Genomic DNA, 15,147 nt, shown 5'->3' with positions numbered 1-15,147 from the left:
TCACGCGACCTCGAGAGCCCGAACCGCCGCCGAGAGCGCATCGGGCAGGAGCGCGGCATCCGTACCGCCGCCCTGGGCGACATCGTCGCGCCCGCCGCCGCCGCCGCCGAGCACGCCGGCCGCGGTCTTCGCGAGCACACCCGCCTTGGCTCCGGCCTCGCGTGCGCGGGCGGTGGTCGCGGCGATCACGACGGGTCGGTCGCCGGCCACGGCGCCGAGCACGATCACGGCGGGCTCGTCGCCGAGTCGATCGCGAACGGCAAGCGCCACCGTGCGCAGGTCGTCGGCCGAGCCGACGGCGCCGATCGCGGCGCTCACGACGCGGAACGGTCCGGTGGTCGTCGCCGACGCGGCGAGCTCGGGGGCGCGCTCGGCGAGCTTGCCGGCCTCGAACGCCGCGATCTTCTTCTCGGCGGCCTTCAGGTTGGCGCCGAGCTCGGCGATGCGCGCGACGAGCTGGTCGCGCGGAGCCTTGAGGTTCGCAGACAGCTCGGCGACCAGCGCTCGTTCGGCCGCGAGCTCGCGGAACGCGTCGTGCCCGACGAGGGCCTCCACACGGCGGTTGGACGCGCCCACCGAGGACTCACTGACGAGCGAGATCAGCCCGATCTCAGCGCTCGTGGCCACGTGGGTTCCCGCACAGAGCTCGCGCGACCACGGGCCGCCGATGTCGACCATCCGCACGGTCTCGCCGTACTTCTCGCCGAACAGCGCCATCGCGCCGAGTTCCTTGGCGTCCGCGAGCGGCAGCACGCGGGTCGTGACCTCGAGGTTGTCGTAGATCGCGTTGTTGGCGATCTCCTCGATCTCCGTGCGCGTCTCGGCCGACAGCGCCTGGCTCCACGAGAAGTCGAAGCGCATGTAGCCGGCGCGGTTCAGCGAACCCGCCTGCGTCGCGGTCTTCCCCAGCGTGTCGCGCAGGGCCGCGTGCACGAGGTGCGTCGCGGAGTGGGCCTGACGTGCTGCGCGACGGTTCGCGCGGTCGACGACGGATGTCGCGGGGGCGCCGAGACCGACGTCGCCGCGGGTCACCTCGACCGTGTGGCTCACAAGGCCGGGCACGGGCTTCTGCACGTCGAGCACCTCGAGCTCGTACCCGGGCCCGACGATCACGCCCTTGTCGGCGACCTGTCCGCCCGACTCGGCGTAGAGCGCGGTCTCCCGCAGGATGACCTCGGCGATCTGGCCCTCGGTCGCGCGGTCGGTCGGCACGCCGTCGACGAGGATGCCGAGCACCGACGACTCGGTCTCGAGGTCGGTGTAGCCGGTGAAGACGGTCTCGCCCTTCGCGCGGAAGTCGCCGTAGACGCTGACGTCGGCGAGGGCGCGCTTGCGGGACTTCGCATCGGCCTTCGCGCGTGCCTTCTGCTCCCGCATCAGGGTGTCGAAGCCGTCGCGATCGACGGTGATGCCCGCCTCCTCGGCGATCTCGAGCGTCAGGTCGATCGGGAAGCCGTAGGTGTCGTGGAGCAGGAACGCCTCGCTGCCGGCGAGCTCGGAGCCACCGGCATCCTTCGTCTGCGTCACCGCGAGATCGAGGATCGTCGACCCCGACGCGAGCGTGCGCAGGAACGTCTCCTCCTCGGCGAACGCGTACTGCGAGATGCGCGCCCAGTCTTCGTCGACGACCGGGTAGGCGCTCTTCATCGCATCGCGCGACGCGGAGAACAGCTCGGGGAAGGTGGGGGCGTCGACGCCGAGCAGGCGCATCGCGCGGATCGAGCGGCGCATGAGCCGGCGCAGGATGTAGCCGCGTCCCTCGTTGGACGGCGTGACGCCGTCGGAGAGCAGCATGAGCGACGAGCGGATGTGGTCGGCGATGACGCGGTAGCGCACGTCATCCTCGTGCACGGCGCCGTACGGCCGTCCCGAGAGCGCGACGGCACGGTCGAGCACCGGACGCACCTGGTCGGTCTCGTACATGTTGTCGACACCCTGCTTGATGAACGCGACACGCTCGAGGCCCATGCCGGTGTCGATGTTCTTCTTGGGGAGCTCCCCCACGACGTCGAACTCGGTCTTCGAGCGCACGTTCGTGATGGCGTACTGCATGAACACGAGATTCCAGATCTCGGTGAAGCGGCTGTCGTCGACCGCAGGGCCGCCGTCGCGGCCGTACTTGGGGCCGCGGTCGAAGTAGATCTCCGAGCAGGGGCCGGCGGGGCCCGGCTGGCCGGTGGACCAGTAGTTGTCCTCGGCGCCGAAGCGCTGGATGCGCTCCTCCGGGAGTCCGGCGATCTTCTTCCACAGCGAGGCGGCTTCGTCGTCGTCCTCGTAGACGGTGACCCACAGGTCGCGCTCGTCGAACCCGAGGCCGCCGTCGGCCTCGCTCGAGGTGAGCAGCTCCCACGCGTAGCCGATCGCGCCTTCCTTGAAGTAGTCGCCGAACGACCAGTTGCCGAGCATCTGGAAGAACGTGCCGTGACGGGCGGTCTTGCCGACCTCTTCGATGTCGTTCGTGCGGATGCACTTCTGCACGTCGGCGGCGCGCGGGTACGGCGGCGGAACGGTGCCGTTGAGGTAGGGGATGAAGGGCACCATGCCCGCGATCGTGAACAGGATCGACGGGTCGTCGCTGACGAGGGACGCCGACGGCACGATGGTGTGGCCGTTGCGCTCGAAGTAGTCCAGGTAGCGCTGCGCGATCTCGGCGGTCTTCATGCGGGAGTCCTCATGGTGAACGGGCGGTGCCGGAGCCCGGCCCGCGGATGTCTCGGGGTGATCAGTCGTTCGCCGGCCGGGAGGCGGCATCCGCGACGGCCTCGGCGGCCTCGTGGACGGCGTCGCCGACGGTCTCGCCGAAGCGCGCCTGCTGCTCGCGGTACGCGTCGGTGACGCGTTCGGTGAACTCGGTGATGCGCGCGTCGATGTCGGCGAGCACCTCGTGACCGCGAGGATCCTTGTTCACGACGTGCGCGACCACGAAGCCGGCAGCGGCGCCGAGCACGAACCAGAGCACGTTCTTCACAGTCAGATCACTTCCTCGTCGGGCGCGACTCTCACGTCCGTGGTCCATCGTAGGCGACGGGTGGTGTCCGTCGGCGGGCGCCGGCGGCGCAGATGCGAGAAGGGCGCCGGGTTTCCCCGACGCCCTTCTCGGTGCGACTCAGCGTGCGGCGTAGTACTCGACGACGAGCTGCACGTCACAGGTGACGGGCACCTCGACGCGCTTCGGGCGACGCACGAGGCGCGCCTGGAGCTTGTCGAGCTCGACCTCGAGGTAACCCGGAACGGCCGGCAGCACGTCGGCGTGACCGCCGGCGGCCGCGACCTGGAAGGGCTCGCTGCCCTCGCTGCGGGCCTTGACGTGGATGAGCTGGCCGGGCTTCACGCGGAACGACGGGCGGTCCACGATCTGGCCGTCGACCAGGATGTGACGGTGGGTCACGAACTGGCGGGCCTGGGCGGTGGTGCGGGCGAAGCCGGCGCGCAGCACGAGCGCGTCGAGACGCATCTCGAGCAGCTCGACCAGGTTCTCACCGGTCAGGCCGTCGGTGCGGCGGGCCTCATTGAACGCGATGCGCAGCTGCTTCTCGCGGATGCCGTACTGCTCGCGCAGACGCTGCTTCTCACGCAGACGGACGGCGTAGTCGCTGTCGGCCTTGCGCTTGGTGCGGCCGTGCTCGCCCGGAGCGTAGGGACGCTTCTCGAGGTAGCGGGCGGCCTTGGGGGTGAGTGCCACGCCGAGGGCGCGGGACAGGCGGACCTTGCGGCGGTCCTGGGACTTCGTGACCACGAAGTGTTCCTTCCGATGACGCGGCCGTGTCTCTCACGGCCCGCGGACGTATCTCCCTCTCCCGCCCTCTCGGTGTGCACGCCGGGGCGCACCGTGAGGTGTTCCAGGAAGGAGGGGATGCCCGAAAACCGGTTTCGAGCCGGTCCATGCTACCAGACCGCCCCGCGCCGGCCGGGCCTCGTCATCCGTCGCCCAGAATGCGCCGGATGCGCTCGAGCCGAGCCTGCACGTCGCGCTCCTGGCCGTGCGCCGTCGGCGTGTAATAGCGGCGCCCGACCAGTGGGTCGGGAAGGTACTGCTGTGCGGCGACGCCGAGGTCGGTGTCGTGCGGATAGACGTAGCCCTTGCCGTGTCCGAGCCGCTTCGCGCCCGCGTAATGCGCGTCGCGCAGATGCGGCGGAACGGCGCCGAACGACCCCGCCCGCACGTCGGCGATGGCCGCGTCGATCGCCAGGTACGCCGCGTTCGACTTCGCGGTCGTCGCGAGGTACGCGGTCGCCTCGGCGAGCGGGATGCGCCCCTCGGGCATGCCGATGAACGCGACCGCGTCGGCGGCGGCGACGGCGATCTGCAGCGCGTGCGGATCGGCGAGGCCGATGTCCTCGGCGGCGGAGATGACGAGGCGTCGGGCGATGAACCGCGGGTCCTCCCCCGCCTCGATCATGCGCGCGAGGTAGTGGATCGCGGCATCCACATCGGAACCGCGGATCGACTTGATGAAGGCGCTGATCACGTCGTAGTGCTCGTCGCCCTGCCGGTCATAGCGCAGGAGCGCGCGGTCGACCGCCGCCGCGACGTGCTCGGCCGTGACCCGGGGTGTCGCCTCGTCGTCATCGGATGCCGCGGCCCCCGCCGCGAGCGTCGCCGCCGCCTCCAGCGCGGTCAGCGCCCGACGCGCGTCACCGGATGCGAGCCGCACCAGCGCGCCGCGCGCGTCGTCGTCTAGCGCCACCGCGCCGGAGAGCCCGCGCGGATCGGCGACCGCGCGGTCGACGAGCGACCCGAGGTCGTCGTCGGTGAGCGCGCGCAGCGTCAGCAGCAGCGAGCGCGACAGGAGAGGCGCGATGACCGAGAAGGACGGGTTCTCGGTCGTCGCGGCGATCAGCACGACCCAGCCGTTCTCGACGCCCGGCAGCAGGGCGTCCTGCTGCGCCTTCGTGAAGCGATGGATCTCGTCGAGGAACAGGATCGTGGACTGCCCGTACAGGTCGCGCTGGTTCAGGGCGTCCTGCATGACCTCGCGCACGTCCTTCACCCCCGCGGTGATGGCCGACAGCTCGACGAACCGGCGCCCCGACGAGCGGGCGATCGCCTGCGCGAGCGTGGTCTTGCCGGTGCCGGGCGGCCCCCACAGGATGACCGACACCGCGGCGGCGCTGCGGGAGTCGGGCGAGGCGAGCGCCACGAGCGGCGACCCCGGACGCAGCAGATGCCCTTGACCCGCTACCTCGTCGAGCGACGTCGGGCGCATGCGCACCGCCAGCGGCGTCGGGGACGACAGCAGGGGCGCGGAACTCACCACGCCAGGCTAGCGGCGCCATGAGACACCGACGCTTTGGCCGCCCACCGGATCACTGCGTAGGATCGGTGCGCTCAACGACCAGTGCAGGAGGACCCGTGGCCGCAGGCGGAAAGTCGCGCGACGAGAGGGTGGCGCGCGAGCGCGCCAGGGCGTACCAGGCCCGCCGTGCGCTGCACGAGGCGAGCCGGCGCCGTCGCGTCCGCGACAACACGATCGCCGCCGTCGCCGGCGGCATCCTGATCCTCCTCCTCGCGGCGGGTCAGTTCGCCTACTACTCCGTCGGACCCGGCGCGCCCGCGCCGTCGCCCAGCCCCACCCCGACCGTGAACCCGAGCGATCAGCCGCTCTTCTTCCCGACCCCCCGCGCGACGGATTCGCCCAGTCCGACCCCGTGACGCGTGACGACGCCCCGACCGGGCCGTCGGAGGGCGCGTACTAGGCTGAGCACGTCCATCCGACCGCCCGGCGAACCGCTTGAGGTGCACCCGTGACTGCCACGAACGACCAGACTCCTGACGTCCCCGCCGCCGAGGCGGACCCGACGCCCGAGACCCCGGCCGAAGAGACCCCTGCCACCGACGTCACTGCAGACGTCGAGGCCACCCCCGACGTCGCCGACGAGGCGTCTGCCCCGGCCGCGATCGCCGCGGTCGAGGCATCCGGGGACGAGGCGCCCGCGGTCGAGAGCCCGGCGCCCGACGCTCCGGTCGAGGACGACACGGTGACGGCTGCCGCGCCGGCACCGGCACCCGTTCCGTCACCGTCGCGCGCGATCCCCGTGCCCACCCGCCCGCGCTCCGCCGCGCCGGTGGCTGCGCCCGCCGCGACCACGGAGCCCTGGGGGCGTGTGGAAGAGGACGGCACCGTGTCGGTGCGCGAGTCCGCCGGATGGCGCATCGTCGGCCAGTACCCCGACGGGTCCACCGACGAGGCCCTCGCCTACTTCGAGCGCAAGTACGCCGATCTCGCGGGCGAGGTGGTGCTCCTCGAGGCGCGTCACCGCCGCGGAGGCGCGGGCGCCGCCGACCTGAGCTCCACCGCCGCCGCCGTGCGCGAGCGCGTCGTGGGCGCGGCCGCGGTCGGCGACCTCGAAGGACTCGCCGCGCGACTCGACGCTCTCGTGGCGGCGCTGAGCGCCGCCACCGAGGTCGAGGCGCAGCAGGCCAAGGAGGCCGTCGACGAGGCGATCGCCGAGCGCACCGCGATCGTGGAGAAGGCGGAGGCTCTCGCCGCCCGCGACCCTCAGAGCGTGCAGTGGAAGCAGACCACGGCCGACATCGCCACGCTCTTCGACCAGTGGCAGAACCACCAGCAGAACGGTCCTCGTCTCCCCCGCGCCGTCTCTCAGAAGCTCTGGGGCCGCTTCCGTGACGCGCGCGCGACGATCGACCGTCACCGTCGCGCCTACTTCGCCGACCTCGACGAGACCCACAAGTCGGCGCGCGACAGCAAGTCGCGTCTGGTCGAGCGGGCCGAGGCCCTCGCCCCGCGCGGCGAGGACGGCATCGCCGCCTACCGCACCCTCCTCGACGAGTGGAAGAGCGCGGGCCGCGCGGGCAAGAAGATCGACGACGCCCTGTGGGCCCGGTTCAAGGCCGCCGGTGACGTGCTCTACGGCGCCCGTTCCGACCGCGAGAGCGTCGAGGCCGAGGAGTCGAAGGAGCGCATCGAGCTCAAGCGGGCGCTGCTCACCGAGGCCGCCGCGGTTCCGGGCGAGAAGGACCTTGCCGCCGCGCGGCAGTTGCTCACCGGTCTCCAGCGTCGCTGGGACGAGATCGGCCGCATCTTCCCCCGTGACAAGGAGCGCCAGCTCGACGACGAACTTCGTCGCATCGAGCAGGGCGTGCGCGACCGCGAGCAGACGCACTGGCGTGAGAACAACCCCGAGACGAAGGCGCGTGCGAACGACATGACGCGTCAGCTCGAGGATGCCATCGCGAAGCTCGAGGACGACCTCGCCGCGGCGAAGGCGACCGGCGACAGCCGCAAGGTCAAGGCGGCGACCGAGGCGCTCGAGGCGCGTCGCGGCTGGCTGCGCGCCATCGGCGGCTGACGCCTTCTCCACAGCTTCGACCCGCCGGTCCGGCGAGCGGATGCCGCGTGCGGCACCATGGCTCGCATGGGATCGCCGTTCGTGTACGTCGCAGGTGACCGCTTGTCGGTCGCGGAGTTGAGTGCGGCGCGCATCGACGGCGACCTCGTCGAGGTCGGCGATGCGTTCATGCCCGCCGACGCCATCGAGACCCCCGCGATCCGGGCGGCCTCCCTCGCCCAGCTTGTGCCGGCCAACACCGCGCTCGTCGGTCGCAGCGCCGCCTGGGTCCACGGAGCGTTGCTCCCGCTGCCCGAGCGTCAGAGCGTGCAGCGCGCGGTCGCGCACCGCATCGGCCAGCCCGTCGACCGGCGCCTCGTGTACAGCGATCAGGGTCTTCCCGCCGACGCCGTCGAGCTCTGCGGCGGCGTGGCTGTGACATCCGCCGTGTACACCACGACCGACCTCGCCCGTGCGGGCGACGACGTCGCGGTGCGCGCGCTGTGCGACGCTCATCCCGCGCCGGCTGTGCGGGTACGTGACGCCTACGCTCTGCTGCAGGCGGCGGGCCCGCTGCACCACAAGCGCCGCGGCCTCGCGCTGCTGGAGGCTCTGATCGACGAGCTCAGGACGACGTGACGCGGTAGACGTCGTAGACCGCGTCGATGCGACGCACCGCGTTGAGCACGCGGTCGAGGTGCACGGTGTCGCCCATCTCGAACACGAACCGGCTGAGCGCGAGGCGGTCGTCGGTGGTCGACACCGTCGCCGACAGGATGTTGACGTGATGCTCGCTGAGCACGCGGGTCACGTCGCTGAGCAGTCCCGATCGGTCGAGGGCCTCGACCTGGATCTGCACCAGGAACACGCTCTTCGTGGTCGGTGCCCACTCGACGTCGATGAGCCGCTCCGGGTTGTCCATGAGCGCCTTCACGTTCGTGCAGTCGGTGCGGTGCACGGAGACGCCGCTGCCGCGCGTCACGAACCCGACGATCTCGTCGCCCGGGACCGGGGTGCAGCACTTCGCGAGTTTCACGAGGATGTCGGGAGCGCCGCGCACGAGGACGCCCGAGTCACCGTCACGCGGCGCGCGGCTGCGGCCGACGTGGGGCAGCTCGATGGCCCCCGTGGAGGTATCCCCCTCCGCGACGAGCGCGGTGACCTTCTCGATGACCGATTGGGTGGAGACGTGCCCTTCGCCGACGGCGGCGTACAGGGCGGAGACGTCTTCGTACTTCAGCTGGTGCGCGACCTGGGAGAAGGAGTCCTGGTTCATCAGGCGTTGCAGGGGCAGGTTCTGCCGCCGCATCGCGCGGGCGATCGACTCCTTGCCCTGTTCGATCGCCTCTTCTCGGCGCTCCTTCGTGAACCAGCCGCGGATCTTGTTGCGCGCGCGGGTGCTCTTGACGAATGTGAGCCAGTCCTGGCTCGGGCTCGCATCCGGGTTCTTCGAGGTGAACACCTCGACGACGTCGCCCGAGTTCAGTTCGCTCTCGAGCGGAACGAGACGCCCGTTGACCTTCGCCCCCATCGTGCGATGGCCGATCTCGGTGTGCACCGCATAGGCGAAGTCGACCGGAGTCGCGCCGGACGGGAGCCCGATCACGCGTCCCTTCGGCGTGAAGACGTAGACCTCCTTGGCGCCGATCTCGAACCTCAACGACTCGAGGAACTCGCCGGGGTCAGCGGTCTCGGCCTGCCAGTCGGAGATGTGGGCGAGCCACGCCATGTCGGTGTCGACGGTGCGGTCGTCGGTGCGACTGCCCGACATCCGCTCCTTGTACTTCCAGTGCGCCGCGACGCCGTACTCGGCCTGCTGGTGCATCTCGTTCGTGCGGATCTGGATCTCGACCGTACGACCGCCCGGGCCGATCACCGTGGTGTGCAGCGACTGGTAGAGGTTGAACTTCGGCGTCGCGATGTAGTCCTTGAAGCGGCCGGGTAGTGGCGTCCAGCGGGCGTGGATCGAGCCCAGCACGGCGTAGCAGTCGCGCACGGTCGCGACGATCACGCGGATGCCGATCAGGTCGTAGATGTCGTCGAACTCCCGACCGCGCACCACCATCTTCTGATACACGGAGTACAGCTGCTTCGGACGACCCATGACGCGCCCGCGGATGCGCAGCTCGCGCAGATCCGCATCGACGGAGTCGATCACACTGTGCACGTACTGCTCGCGCTGGGGCGTGCGCTGCTTGACCAGACTCTCGATCTCGGCGTAGAGCTTGGGGTGCAGTACGGCGAACGAGAGGTCCTCGAGCTCCGACTTGATCGCCTGGATGCCGAGGCGGTGCGCGAGCGGAGCGTAGATCTCGAGAGTCTCGCGCGCCTTCTTCTGCGCCTTCTCGGGCGGCACGAAACCCCACGTGCGCGCGTTGTGGAGCCGGTCGGCGAGCTTGATGAGGAGCACGCGGATGTCTCGCGACATCGCGACGATCATCTTGCGGACCGTCTCGGCCTGCGCGCTCTCGCCGTACTTGACCTTGTCGAGCTTCGTGACGCCGTCGACGAGCATCGCGACCTCGTCGCCGAACTCCGCCGTCAACTGGTCGAGGCTGTAGTCCGTGTCCTCGACGGTGTCGTGCAGCAGGGCCGCAGCGATCGCCTTCGGTCCGAGACCGAGATCGGCGAGCACCTGAGCGACCGCGAGCGGGTGCGTGATGTACGGCTCACCGCTCTGGCGCTTCTGGTCGCGGTGCGCGCGCTCCGCGACGGTGTATGCGCGCTCGATGACAGCGAGGTCGCCGCGCGGATGATGCGTGCGCACCGTGCGCACGAGCTGGTCGACATCGTCGCGCCGGTGCGCGCGGGAGAAGATCCGAGGCACGAGCCGCCGCAGCGAAGAGGCCTGGGGCGCGGCCGGAACGGTCTCGGTCACTCGCGTCTCACCGCCCTTCGCCGGATCGGATCATCCTACGCCCGCTGCCGAGGTGGACGGCCGCTCAGGCGGCGACCTCTGCCTTGCTCCGAGAGGCGCGCACGCGGGCGTCGCGCGCCTTGACCTTCGGCTCGTTCTCACGGAACAGCGAGTACAGCGGCGCCGCCACGAAGATCGTCGAGTAGGCAGCCACGATCGTTCCGACGAAGATCGACAGCGAGATGTCGGTGAGCGTCTGTGCACCCAGCCAGAACGCGCCGATGAACAGGATCGCACCGGTCGGGAGCACCGCGACGATGGTCGTGTTGATCGAACGGATGAGCGTCTGGTTGACAGCCAGGTTCACCGACTCGCCGAACAGGCGACCGGCCGCCTCACCGCCTTCGCGCGTGTTCTCCCGGATCTTGTCGAACACGACTGTCGTGTCGTAGAGCGAGTACGCCAGGATCGTGAGGAATCCGATCACCGCGGCGGGCGAGATCGCGAAGCCGCAGACCGCGTAGATGCCGATCGTGATCACCAGCACGTCCACCACGCCGATGACGGCCGCGGCCGACATCTTCCACGTGCGGAAGTAGAGCGCGAGGATGAGGAACGTCAGCGCGAGGAAGATCGCGAGTCCCCAGAGCGACTGGCGCGTGACATCCGCGCCCCACGCCGGACCGATGAACGAGTCGGTGACGTCGGTCTGCGGCACGTCGAACGCCGTGGCGAGCGCCTGGCTGACCTGCTGGGTCTGCTCGGGCGTCATCTGGTTCGTCTCGACCTGAACCGAGGTGCCCCCGACCGTGGTGACGCTCGAGACCGAGCCGGGGACGACACCGTTGACGGCGTTCGTCGCGGTGAGCTGATCGGGGTTCGTCAGACCGCTCACGGTGAACTGCGAGCCGCCGGTGAACTCGATCGAGAAGTGGATCGGGCGCACGAGGGGAACGAGCACCGACGCGATCACGAGCACCGCCGCGATGATGAACCACACACGACGACGGCCGACGAAGGGGAAGGACGTCTTGCCGGTGTAGAGGTCGTTTCCGAGCTGATTCATGGAGCGCATCAGTCGTCTCCCTCCTTGGTCGCGGTCGTGGTCCCGCCGCCGAGTTCGGCCGCGCGCTTTCGCTCGGCGATCGTCTGCCGGCGCTCCGCCTCCTTGCGCGACTTGGCCGAACGCCCGGCGGTCGCCGCTGCCGGGGCGCGGAACTGGGCGCGGCCGCGGTAGACGGCGCCGAGCGCCTCGGGGTCGAGACCCGAGAGCGGGTGCCCCGAGCCGAAGAACCGGGTGCGTGCCAGCAGCTGCATGACAGGGTGCGTGAACAGGATGAAGATGAGCACGTCGATCGCGGTCGTGATGCCGAGCGTGAACGCGAAGCCCTTCACCGTCGCATCCGCGAGGATGTAGAGCACGACGGCCGCGAGCACGTTGATCGACTTCGAGATGTAGATCGTGCGCTTCGCCCGGCCCCAGCCGTCCTCGACGGCGGAGGTGATCGACTTGCCGTCGCGCAGCTCGTCGCGGATGCGCTCGAAGTACACGATGAACGAGTCGGCGGTGAAGCCGATCGTCACGATCAGACCGGCGACACCGGCGAGAGAAAGGCGGAAGCCCATGCGCCACGCCAGGATGCAGAGCACCGCGTACGTGATGACCGCCATCACCGCGAGGGACGCGATGATCACCGAGCCGAGAGCCCGGTAGACGATGAGCGAGTAGATCGCGACGAGCGCCAGACCGATGAGTCCCGTGATCAGACCGATCATGAGCTGCTGTGAGCCGAGGGTCGCCGAGATGGTGTCGGAGCTCTGCACCGAGAAGCTCAGCGGCAGAGCACCGAACTTGAGCTGGTCGGCGAGCGTGGTCGCGCTCTCCTGCGTGAACGAGCCCGAGATCTGCGGTTTGCCGTCGGTGATCACGGCGTTCATGCTGGGGGCGGAGAGAACGGATCCGTCCAGCACGAAGGCGAACTGGTTGAGCGGCGCCGTCTGGCTGTAGAGGCGCTTGCTGATGTCGCCGAAGGTCTGGGTTCCCTCGCCGTTGAACACGAGGTTCACGACCCACTGGCCGTTCTGCGTGTTCAGACCGGCACTGGCGTCGGTGATGGCGGAGCCGTCGAGCTCGACGGGCCCGAGGATGTACTTCGCGGTGTTGGTCGAGTCGCAGGTGACGAGCGGCTTGTCCTTGGGCGCGTTCGCGGGGTCGTTCGTCGTCGCCGAGCAGTTGTAGGCCTGATACTCCGCCTGCAGCGCCGGGGTGATCCACGAGGTGTCACTGCCGCTCGTGGGCGACGCGGTCGGGGTCGACTGCAGGGTGGGCGCCGGCGTCGGGTAGGGCGTCTGGTTCCCGTCCTGTCCGGTGAAGCTGCCGGTGACGTCGGCCGACGTGTACAGCACGGCCCGCAGCTGCAGCTGGGCCGAGGCCTCGATGCGCTGTCGCGTCTGCTCGTCCGCCGTTCCGGGGATCTGCACGACGATGTTGCGGCCGCCCTCTGTCGAGACGGATGCCTCGGACACACCCGACGCGTCGATGCGCTGGCGGATGATCGACACCGCCTGGTTCATCTGCGTGTCGGTGGGTGCCGCGCCGTCGACGGTCTGCGCCTGCAGGATAATCTGCGTGCCGCCCTGGAGGTCGAGCGCGAGCTGCGGGGCCCACGACGACTTCTGGAACACGTAGACGCCGAGGGCGTTGATGCCGAACAGCACGGCGATCACGGCCAGCAGGCCGATGAGGGCACGCCAGGCGTGCTTGACGGGGGTGGATGTCGCCACTGATCAGGTCTTTCGGAAGGGGTGCGCGGGCACCGTGTCAGGCGTCGGTGCCGTTCTTCTTCTCGTCGTCGGCGTCGGCGGCCTTCTTCTGGTCGTCGCTGATCGAGGAGATCTCGCCGCTGGCGACGCCGGCCTCGTACTCGTCGTGGGTGGCCTCGGCCTCGAGGTACTCGTCCTCGGTGACGACCTCGTCGATCGGGTCGACGACGCGAAGGATCGCCTGGCTGTGTACCTCGATCTCGACGCCGGGGGCGATCGAGACCACGGCCGGCTGGTCGAGGTTGTCGGAGTCGAAGGTCACGATGGTGCCGTACAGGCCTCCCTGCAGCAGCACCTTGGCGCCGGGGACGGTCTGACGCGCGCGGGCCTCGACCTCGGCCTTCTGCTTCTGCATGCGGCGTCGGGAGCTCCAGAACATGAAGACCAGGAGCAGGACGAGCAGGATGAGCAGGCCGTAGTTGCTGAAGAACGTGCCGAAGTCCATGCGGGCGCGGAGCCTTTCAGATGAGGCGCACTCAAGATGGGCGCCGTAGGGAGAGGGCGGCGAAAGCCTTCAGCGATTATAGGTCATCCATATCGAGCGTTCCGGTCGCATGTGCCGGGGCCACACCGAGATGGGCATACGCCTCGGGCGTGGCGACGCGCCCGCGGGGCGTGCGACCCATGAGTCCGATGCGCACGAGGTAGGGCTCGACGACCGACTCGATCGTGTCGGCCTCCTCTCCGACCGTCACCGAGAGGGTGCCGAGGCCGACGGGCCCGCCGCCGAACCGGCGGATCAGAATGTCGAGCACCGCCCTGTCGAGCCGATCGAGACCGATCGGGTCGACGTCGTAGAGCTCGAGCGCGGCGCCGACGGCCGCGACATCCGTGCCCGCGCCCCCGTGTACGAGCAGGTAGTCACGTACGCGGCGCAGCAGTCGGTTCGCGATGCGGGGTGTCCCCCGGGAGCGGCGGGCGATCTCGGCGCGGGCGCGGGCGGACAGTTCGACCCCGAGCACGATTGCCGAGCGCTCGACGACGCGTTCGAGCTCGGCGGGGTCGTAGTACTCCAGATGGGCGGTGAAGCCGAACCGGTCGCGCAGTGGGTTCGGCAGCATGCCGGAGCGCGTCGTCGCGCCCACGAGCGTGAAGGGGGCGAGATCGAGCGGGATCGAGGTGGCGCCGGCGCCCTTGCCCACCATGATGTCGATGCGGAAGTCCTCCATCGCGAGATACAGCATCTCCTCCGCCGAACGGGCCATCCGGTGGATCTCGTCGATGAACAAGACCTCCCCCGGCTGCAGGCTCGACAGCAGCGCCGCGAGGTCCCCCGCGTGCTGGATCGCGGGGCCGCTCGAGAGCCTCAGGGGACGCCCGCTCTCGTGCGCGACGATCATCGCAAGAGTGGTCTTGCCGAGCCCCGGGGGGCCGGCGAGCAGGATGTGATCGGCGGGCCGCTCCTGGATGCGGGCGGCATCGAGCAGCAGCTGCAACTGCCCGCGCACCTTGGGCTGCCCGATGAACTCGGCGAGCGACGTCGGGCGCAGTGCGCCCTCGATGGCGAGCTCGGTCTCATCGACCGCCTGCGGGTTCACCTCATCCACGCACATGCTCCCCTCGCGCGGGCCCGAGCTCGGCGAGGGCGAGCCGGAGCAAGGCGGGAACGCTGCGTTCGGTCGCGGGCGCGCTCTCGATGACGGATGTCGCGGTCTCCTGTGCGACCCGGTCGTTCCAGCCGAGACCGTTCAGGGCCGCGGTGAGCTGGGTGAGCAGCGCCGCGTCTCCCCCGCCCGTCGGAGAGGTCGAGGCAGCTGACGGCGGGGCGAGGCGCCCGGCGAGCTGCACGACGATGAGCTTTGCCGTCTTCGGGCCGATCCCGGAGACGCGCCGGAACGGCGCGTCGTCCTCGGCGGCAACGGCGGCGGCGATCTGGTCGATCGACAGGTGCGAGAGCACGCCGAGGGCCGACTTCGGACCGACGCCGGAGACGCCGAGGAGCGCCAGGAACACGACGAGCTCGGCGCGCTCGGTGAACCCGACGAGCTGCATCGCGTCTTCGCGCACGACGAGATGCGTGTGCAGCAGCACCTCGGCGCCGGGAGTCAGGCTGTGGGCGACGGGCTGCGTCACTGCGACGGCGTAGCCGACACCGCCCGTTTCGACGACGACGGTGTCGCCGTCGACGTACAGCACGGAGCCGCGCACGGAAGCGATCATGGCTCCACCCTACGAGA

General features: G+C 70.0%; 13 protein-coding genes. 3 read left to right on the top strand and 10 right to left on the bottom strand.

Translation table 11 applies throughout. From position 1 onward, the window contains the following. From alaS to BGO15_RS08695, 4 genes are all read right to left on the bottom strand, one after another. Entirely contained in the window at window positions 1-2,661 is a 2,661-nt protein-coding gene (gene alaS / locus BGO15_RS08710) for an alanine--tRNA ligase (RefSeq protein ID WP_056208956.1), read from the bottom strand. A 61-nt stretch (window positions 2,662-2,722) separates the two neighbouring features. Beyond that, entirely contained in the window at window positions 2,723-2,968 is a 246-nt protein-coding gene (locus BGO15_RS08705) for an ATPase (RefSeq protein ID WP_045248077.1), read from the bottom strand. Between the two features lie 138 nt (window positions 2,969-3,106). Next, window positions 3,107-3,736, bottom strand: coding sequence for a 30S ribosomal protein S4 (gene rpsD / locus BGO15_RS08700; RefSeq protein ID WP_056518571.1), 630 nt, complete (start codon window positions 3,734-3,736; stop codon window positions 3,107-3,109). 181 nt (window positions 3,737-3,917) lie between these two features. After that, window positions 3,918-5,207, bottom strand: coding sequence for a replication-associated recombination protein A (locus BGO15_RS08695; RefSeq protein WP_056209230.1), 1,290 nt, complete (start codon window positions 5,205-5,207; stop codon window positions 3,918-3,920). 146 nt (window positions 5,208-5,353) lie between these two features. Here BGO15_RS08695 and BGO15_RS08690 point away from each other — a divergent pair, with 146 nt between their 5' ends. From BGO15_RS08690 to BGO15_RS08680, 3 genes are all read left to right on the top strand, one after another. Further along, the gene (locus BGO15_RS08690) at window positions 5,354-5,653 is read left to right on the top strand and encodes a hypothetical protein (protein WP_056208953.1); all 300 of its coding nucleotides are present in this window, start codon (window positions 5,354-5,356) and stop codon (window positions 5,651-5,653) included. Between the two features lie 92 nt (window positions 5,654-5,745). Beyond that, a complete protein-coding gene (locus BGO15_RS08685) occupies window positions 5,746-7,311 on the top strand; it encodes a DUF349 domain-containing protein (protein ID WP_082483181.1) in 1,566 nt (521 codons plus the stop codon). Between the two features lie 66 nt (window positions 7,312-7,377). Then, on the top strand, window positions 7,378-7,929 hold the full coding sequence (locus BGO15_RS08680; protein WP_056208949.1) for a hypothetical protein: 552 nt from the start codon (window positions 7,378-7,380) through the stop codon (window positions 7,927-7,929). Here the strand turns inward: BGO15_RS08680 and BGO15_RS08675 are convergent. From BGO15_RS08675 to ruvA, 6 genes are all read right to left on the bottom strand, one after another. Beyond that, window positions 7,916-10,168 (bottom strand): RelA/SpoT family protein, encoded by a 2,253-nt coding sequence (locus tag BGO15_RS08675; protein ID WP_045248074.1) that lies wholly within the window; start codon window positions 10,166-10,168, stop codon window positions 7,916-7,918. The two genes, BGO15_RS08680 and BGO15_RS08675, sit on opposite strands and share 14 nt — an antisense overlap. 64 nt (window positions 10,169-10,232) lie before the next feature. Continuing rightward, window positions 10,233-11,222 (bottom strand): protein translocase subunit SecF, encoded by a 990-nt coding sequence (secF, locus tag BGO15_RS08670; protein ID WP_056208945.1) that lies wholly within the window; start codon window positions 11,220-11,222, stop codon window positions 10,233-10,235. After that, on the bottom strand, window positions 11,222-12,931 hold the full coding sequence (gene secD / locus BGO15_RS08665; RefSeq protein WP_045248072.1) for a protein translocase subunit SecD: 1,710 nt from the start codon (window positions 12,929-12,931) through the stop codon (window positions 11,222-11,224). The genes secF and secD overlap by 1 nt, the downstream gene beginning before the upstream one ends. A gap of 37 nt (window positions 12,932-12,968) precedes the next feature. Continuing rightward, window positions 12,969-13,415: a preprotein translocase subunit YajC gene (locus BGO15_RS08660; RefSeq protein WP_056208943.1), complete on the bottom strand. Its 447-nt coding sequence runs from the start codon at window positions 13,413-13,415 to the stop codon at window positions 12,969-12,971. A gap of 76 nt (window positions 13,416-13,491) precedes the next feature. Further along, a complete protein-coding gene (gene ruvB / locus BGO15_RS08655) occupies window positions 13,492-14,523 on the bottom strand; it encodes a Holliday junction branch migration DNA helicase RuvB (protein WP_045248070.1) in 1,032 nt (343 codons plus the stop codon). Then, a complete protein-coding gene (ruvA, locus tag BGO15_RS08650) occupies window positions 14,510-15,130 on the bottom strand; it encodes a Holliday junction branch migration protein RuvA (RefSeq protein ID WP_045248069.1) in 621 nt (206 codons plus the stop codon). Before ruvA ends, ruvB begins: the two co-directional genes overlap by 14 nt. Window positions 15,131-15,147 lie beyond the last annotated feature (17 nt).

This window comes from Microbacterium sp. 71-23 (assembly GCF_001897265.1).
In the GTDB taxonomy this organism is placed as follows: Bacteria; Actinomycetota; Actinomycetes; order Actinomycetales; family Microbacteriaceae; genus Microbacterium; species Microbacterium ginsengisoli.
Note: the sequence above shows the minus strand (reverse complement) of the source record. Positions and strands in the feature narration are given on the sequence as shown.

Excerpts from the sequence above, each read along its gene's own strand:
- alaS (WP_056208956.1), bottom strand. The coding sequence starts at position 2,661 with ATGAAGACCGCCGAGATCGCGCAGCGCTACCTGGACTACTTCGAGCGC.
- BGO15_RS08695 (WP_056209230.1), bottom strand. The coding sequence starts at position 5,207 with ATGCGCCCGACGTCGCTCGACGAGGTAGCGGGTCAAGGGCATCTGCTG.
- BGO15_RS08680 (WP_056208949.1), top strand. The coding sequence starts at position 7,378 with ATGGGATCGCCGTTCGTGTACGTCGCAGGTGACCGCTTGTCGGTCGCG.
- secF (WP_056208945.1), bottom strand. The coding sequence starts at position 11,222 with ATGCGCTCCATGAATCAGCTCGGAAACGACCTCTACACCGGCAAGACG.
- BGO15_RS08660 (WP_056208943.1), bottom strand. The coding sequence starts at position 13,415 with ATGGACTTCGGCACGTTCTTCAGCAACTACGGCCTGCTCATCCTGCTC.
- ruvB (WP_045248070.1), bottom strand. The coding sequence starts at position 14,523 with ATGTGCGTGGATGAGGTGAACCCGCAGGCGGTCGATGAGACCGAGCTC.
- ruvA (WP_045248069.1), bottom strand. The coding sequence starts at position 15,130 with ATGATCGCTTCCGTGCGCGGCTCCGTGCTGTACGTCGACGGCGACACC.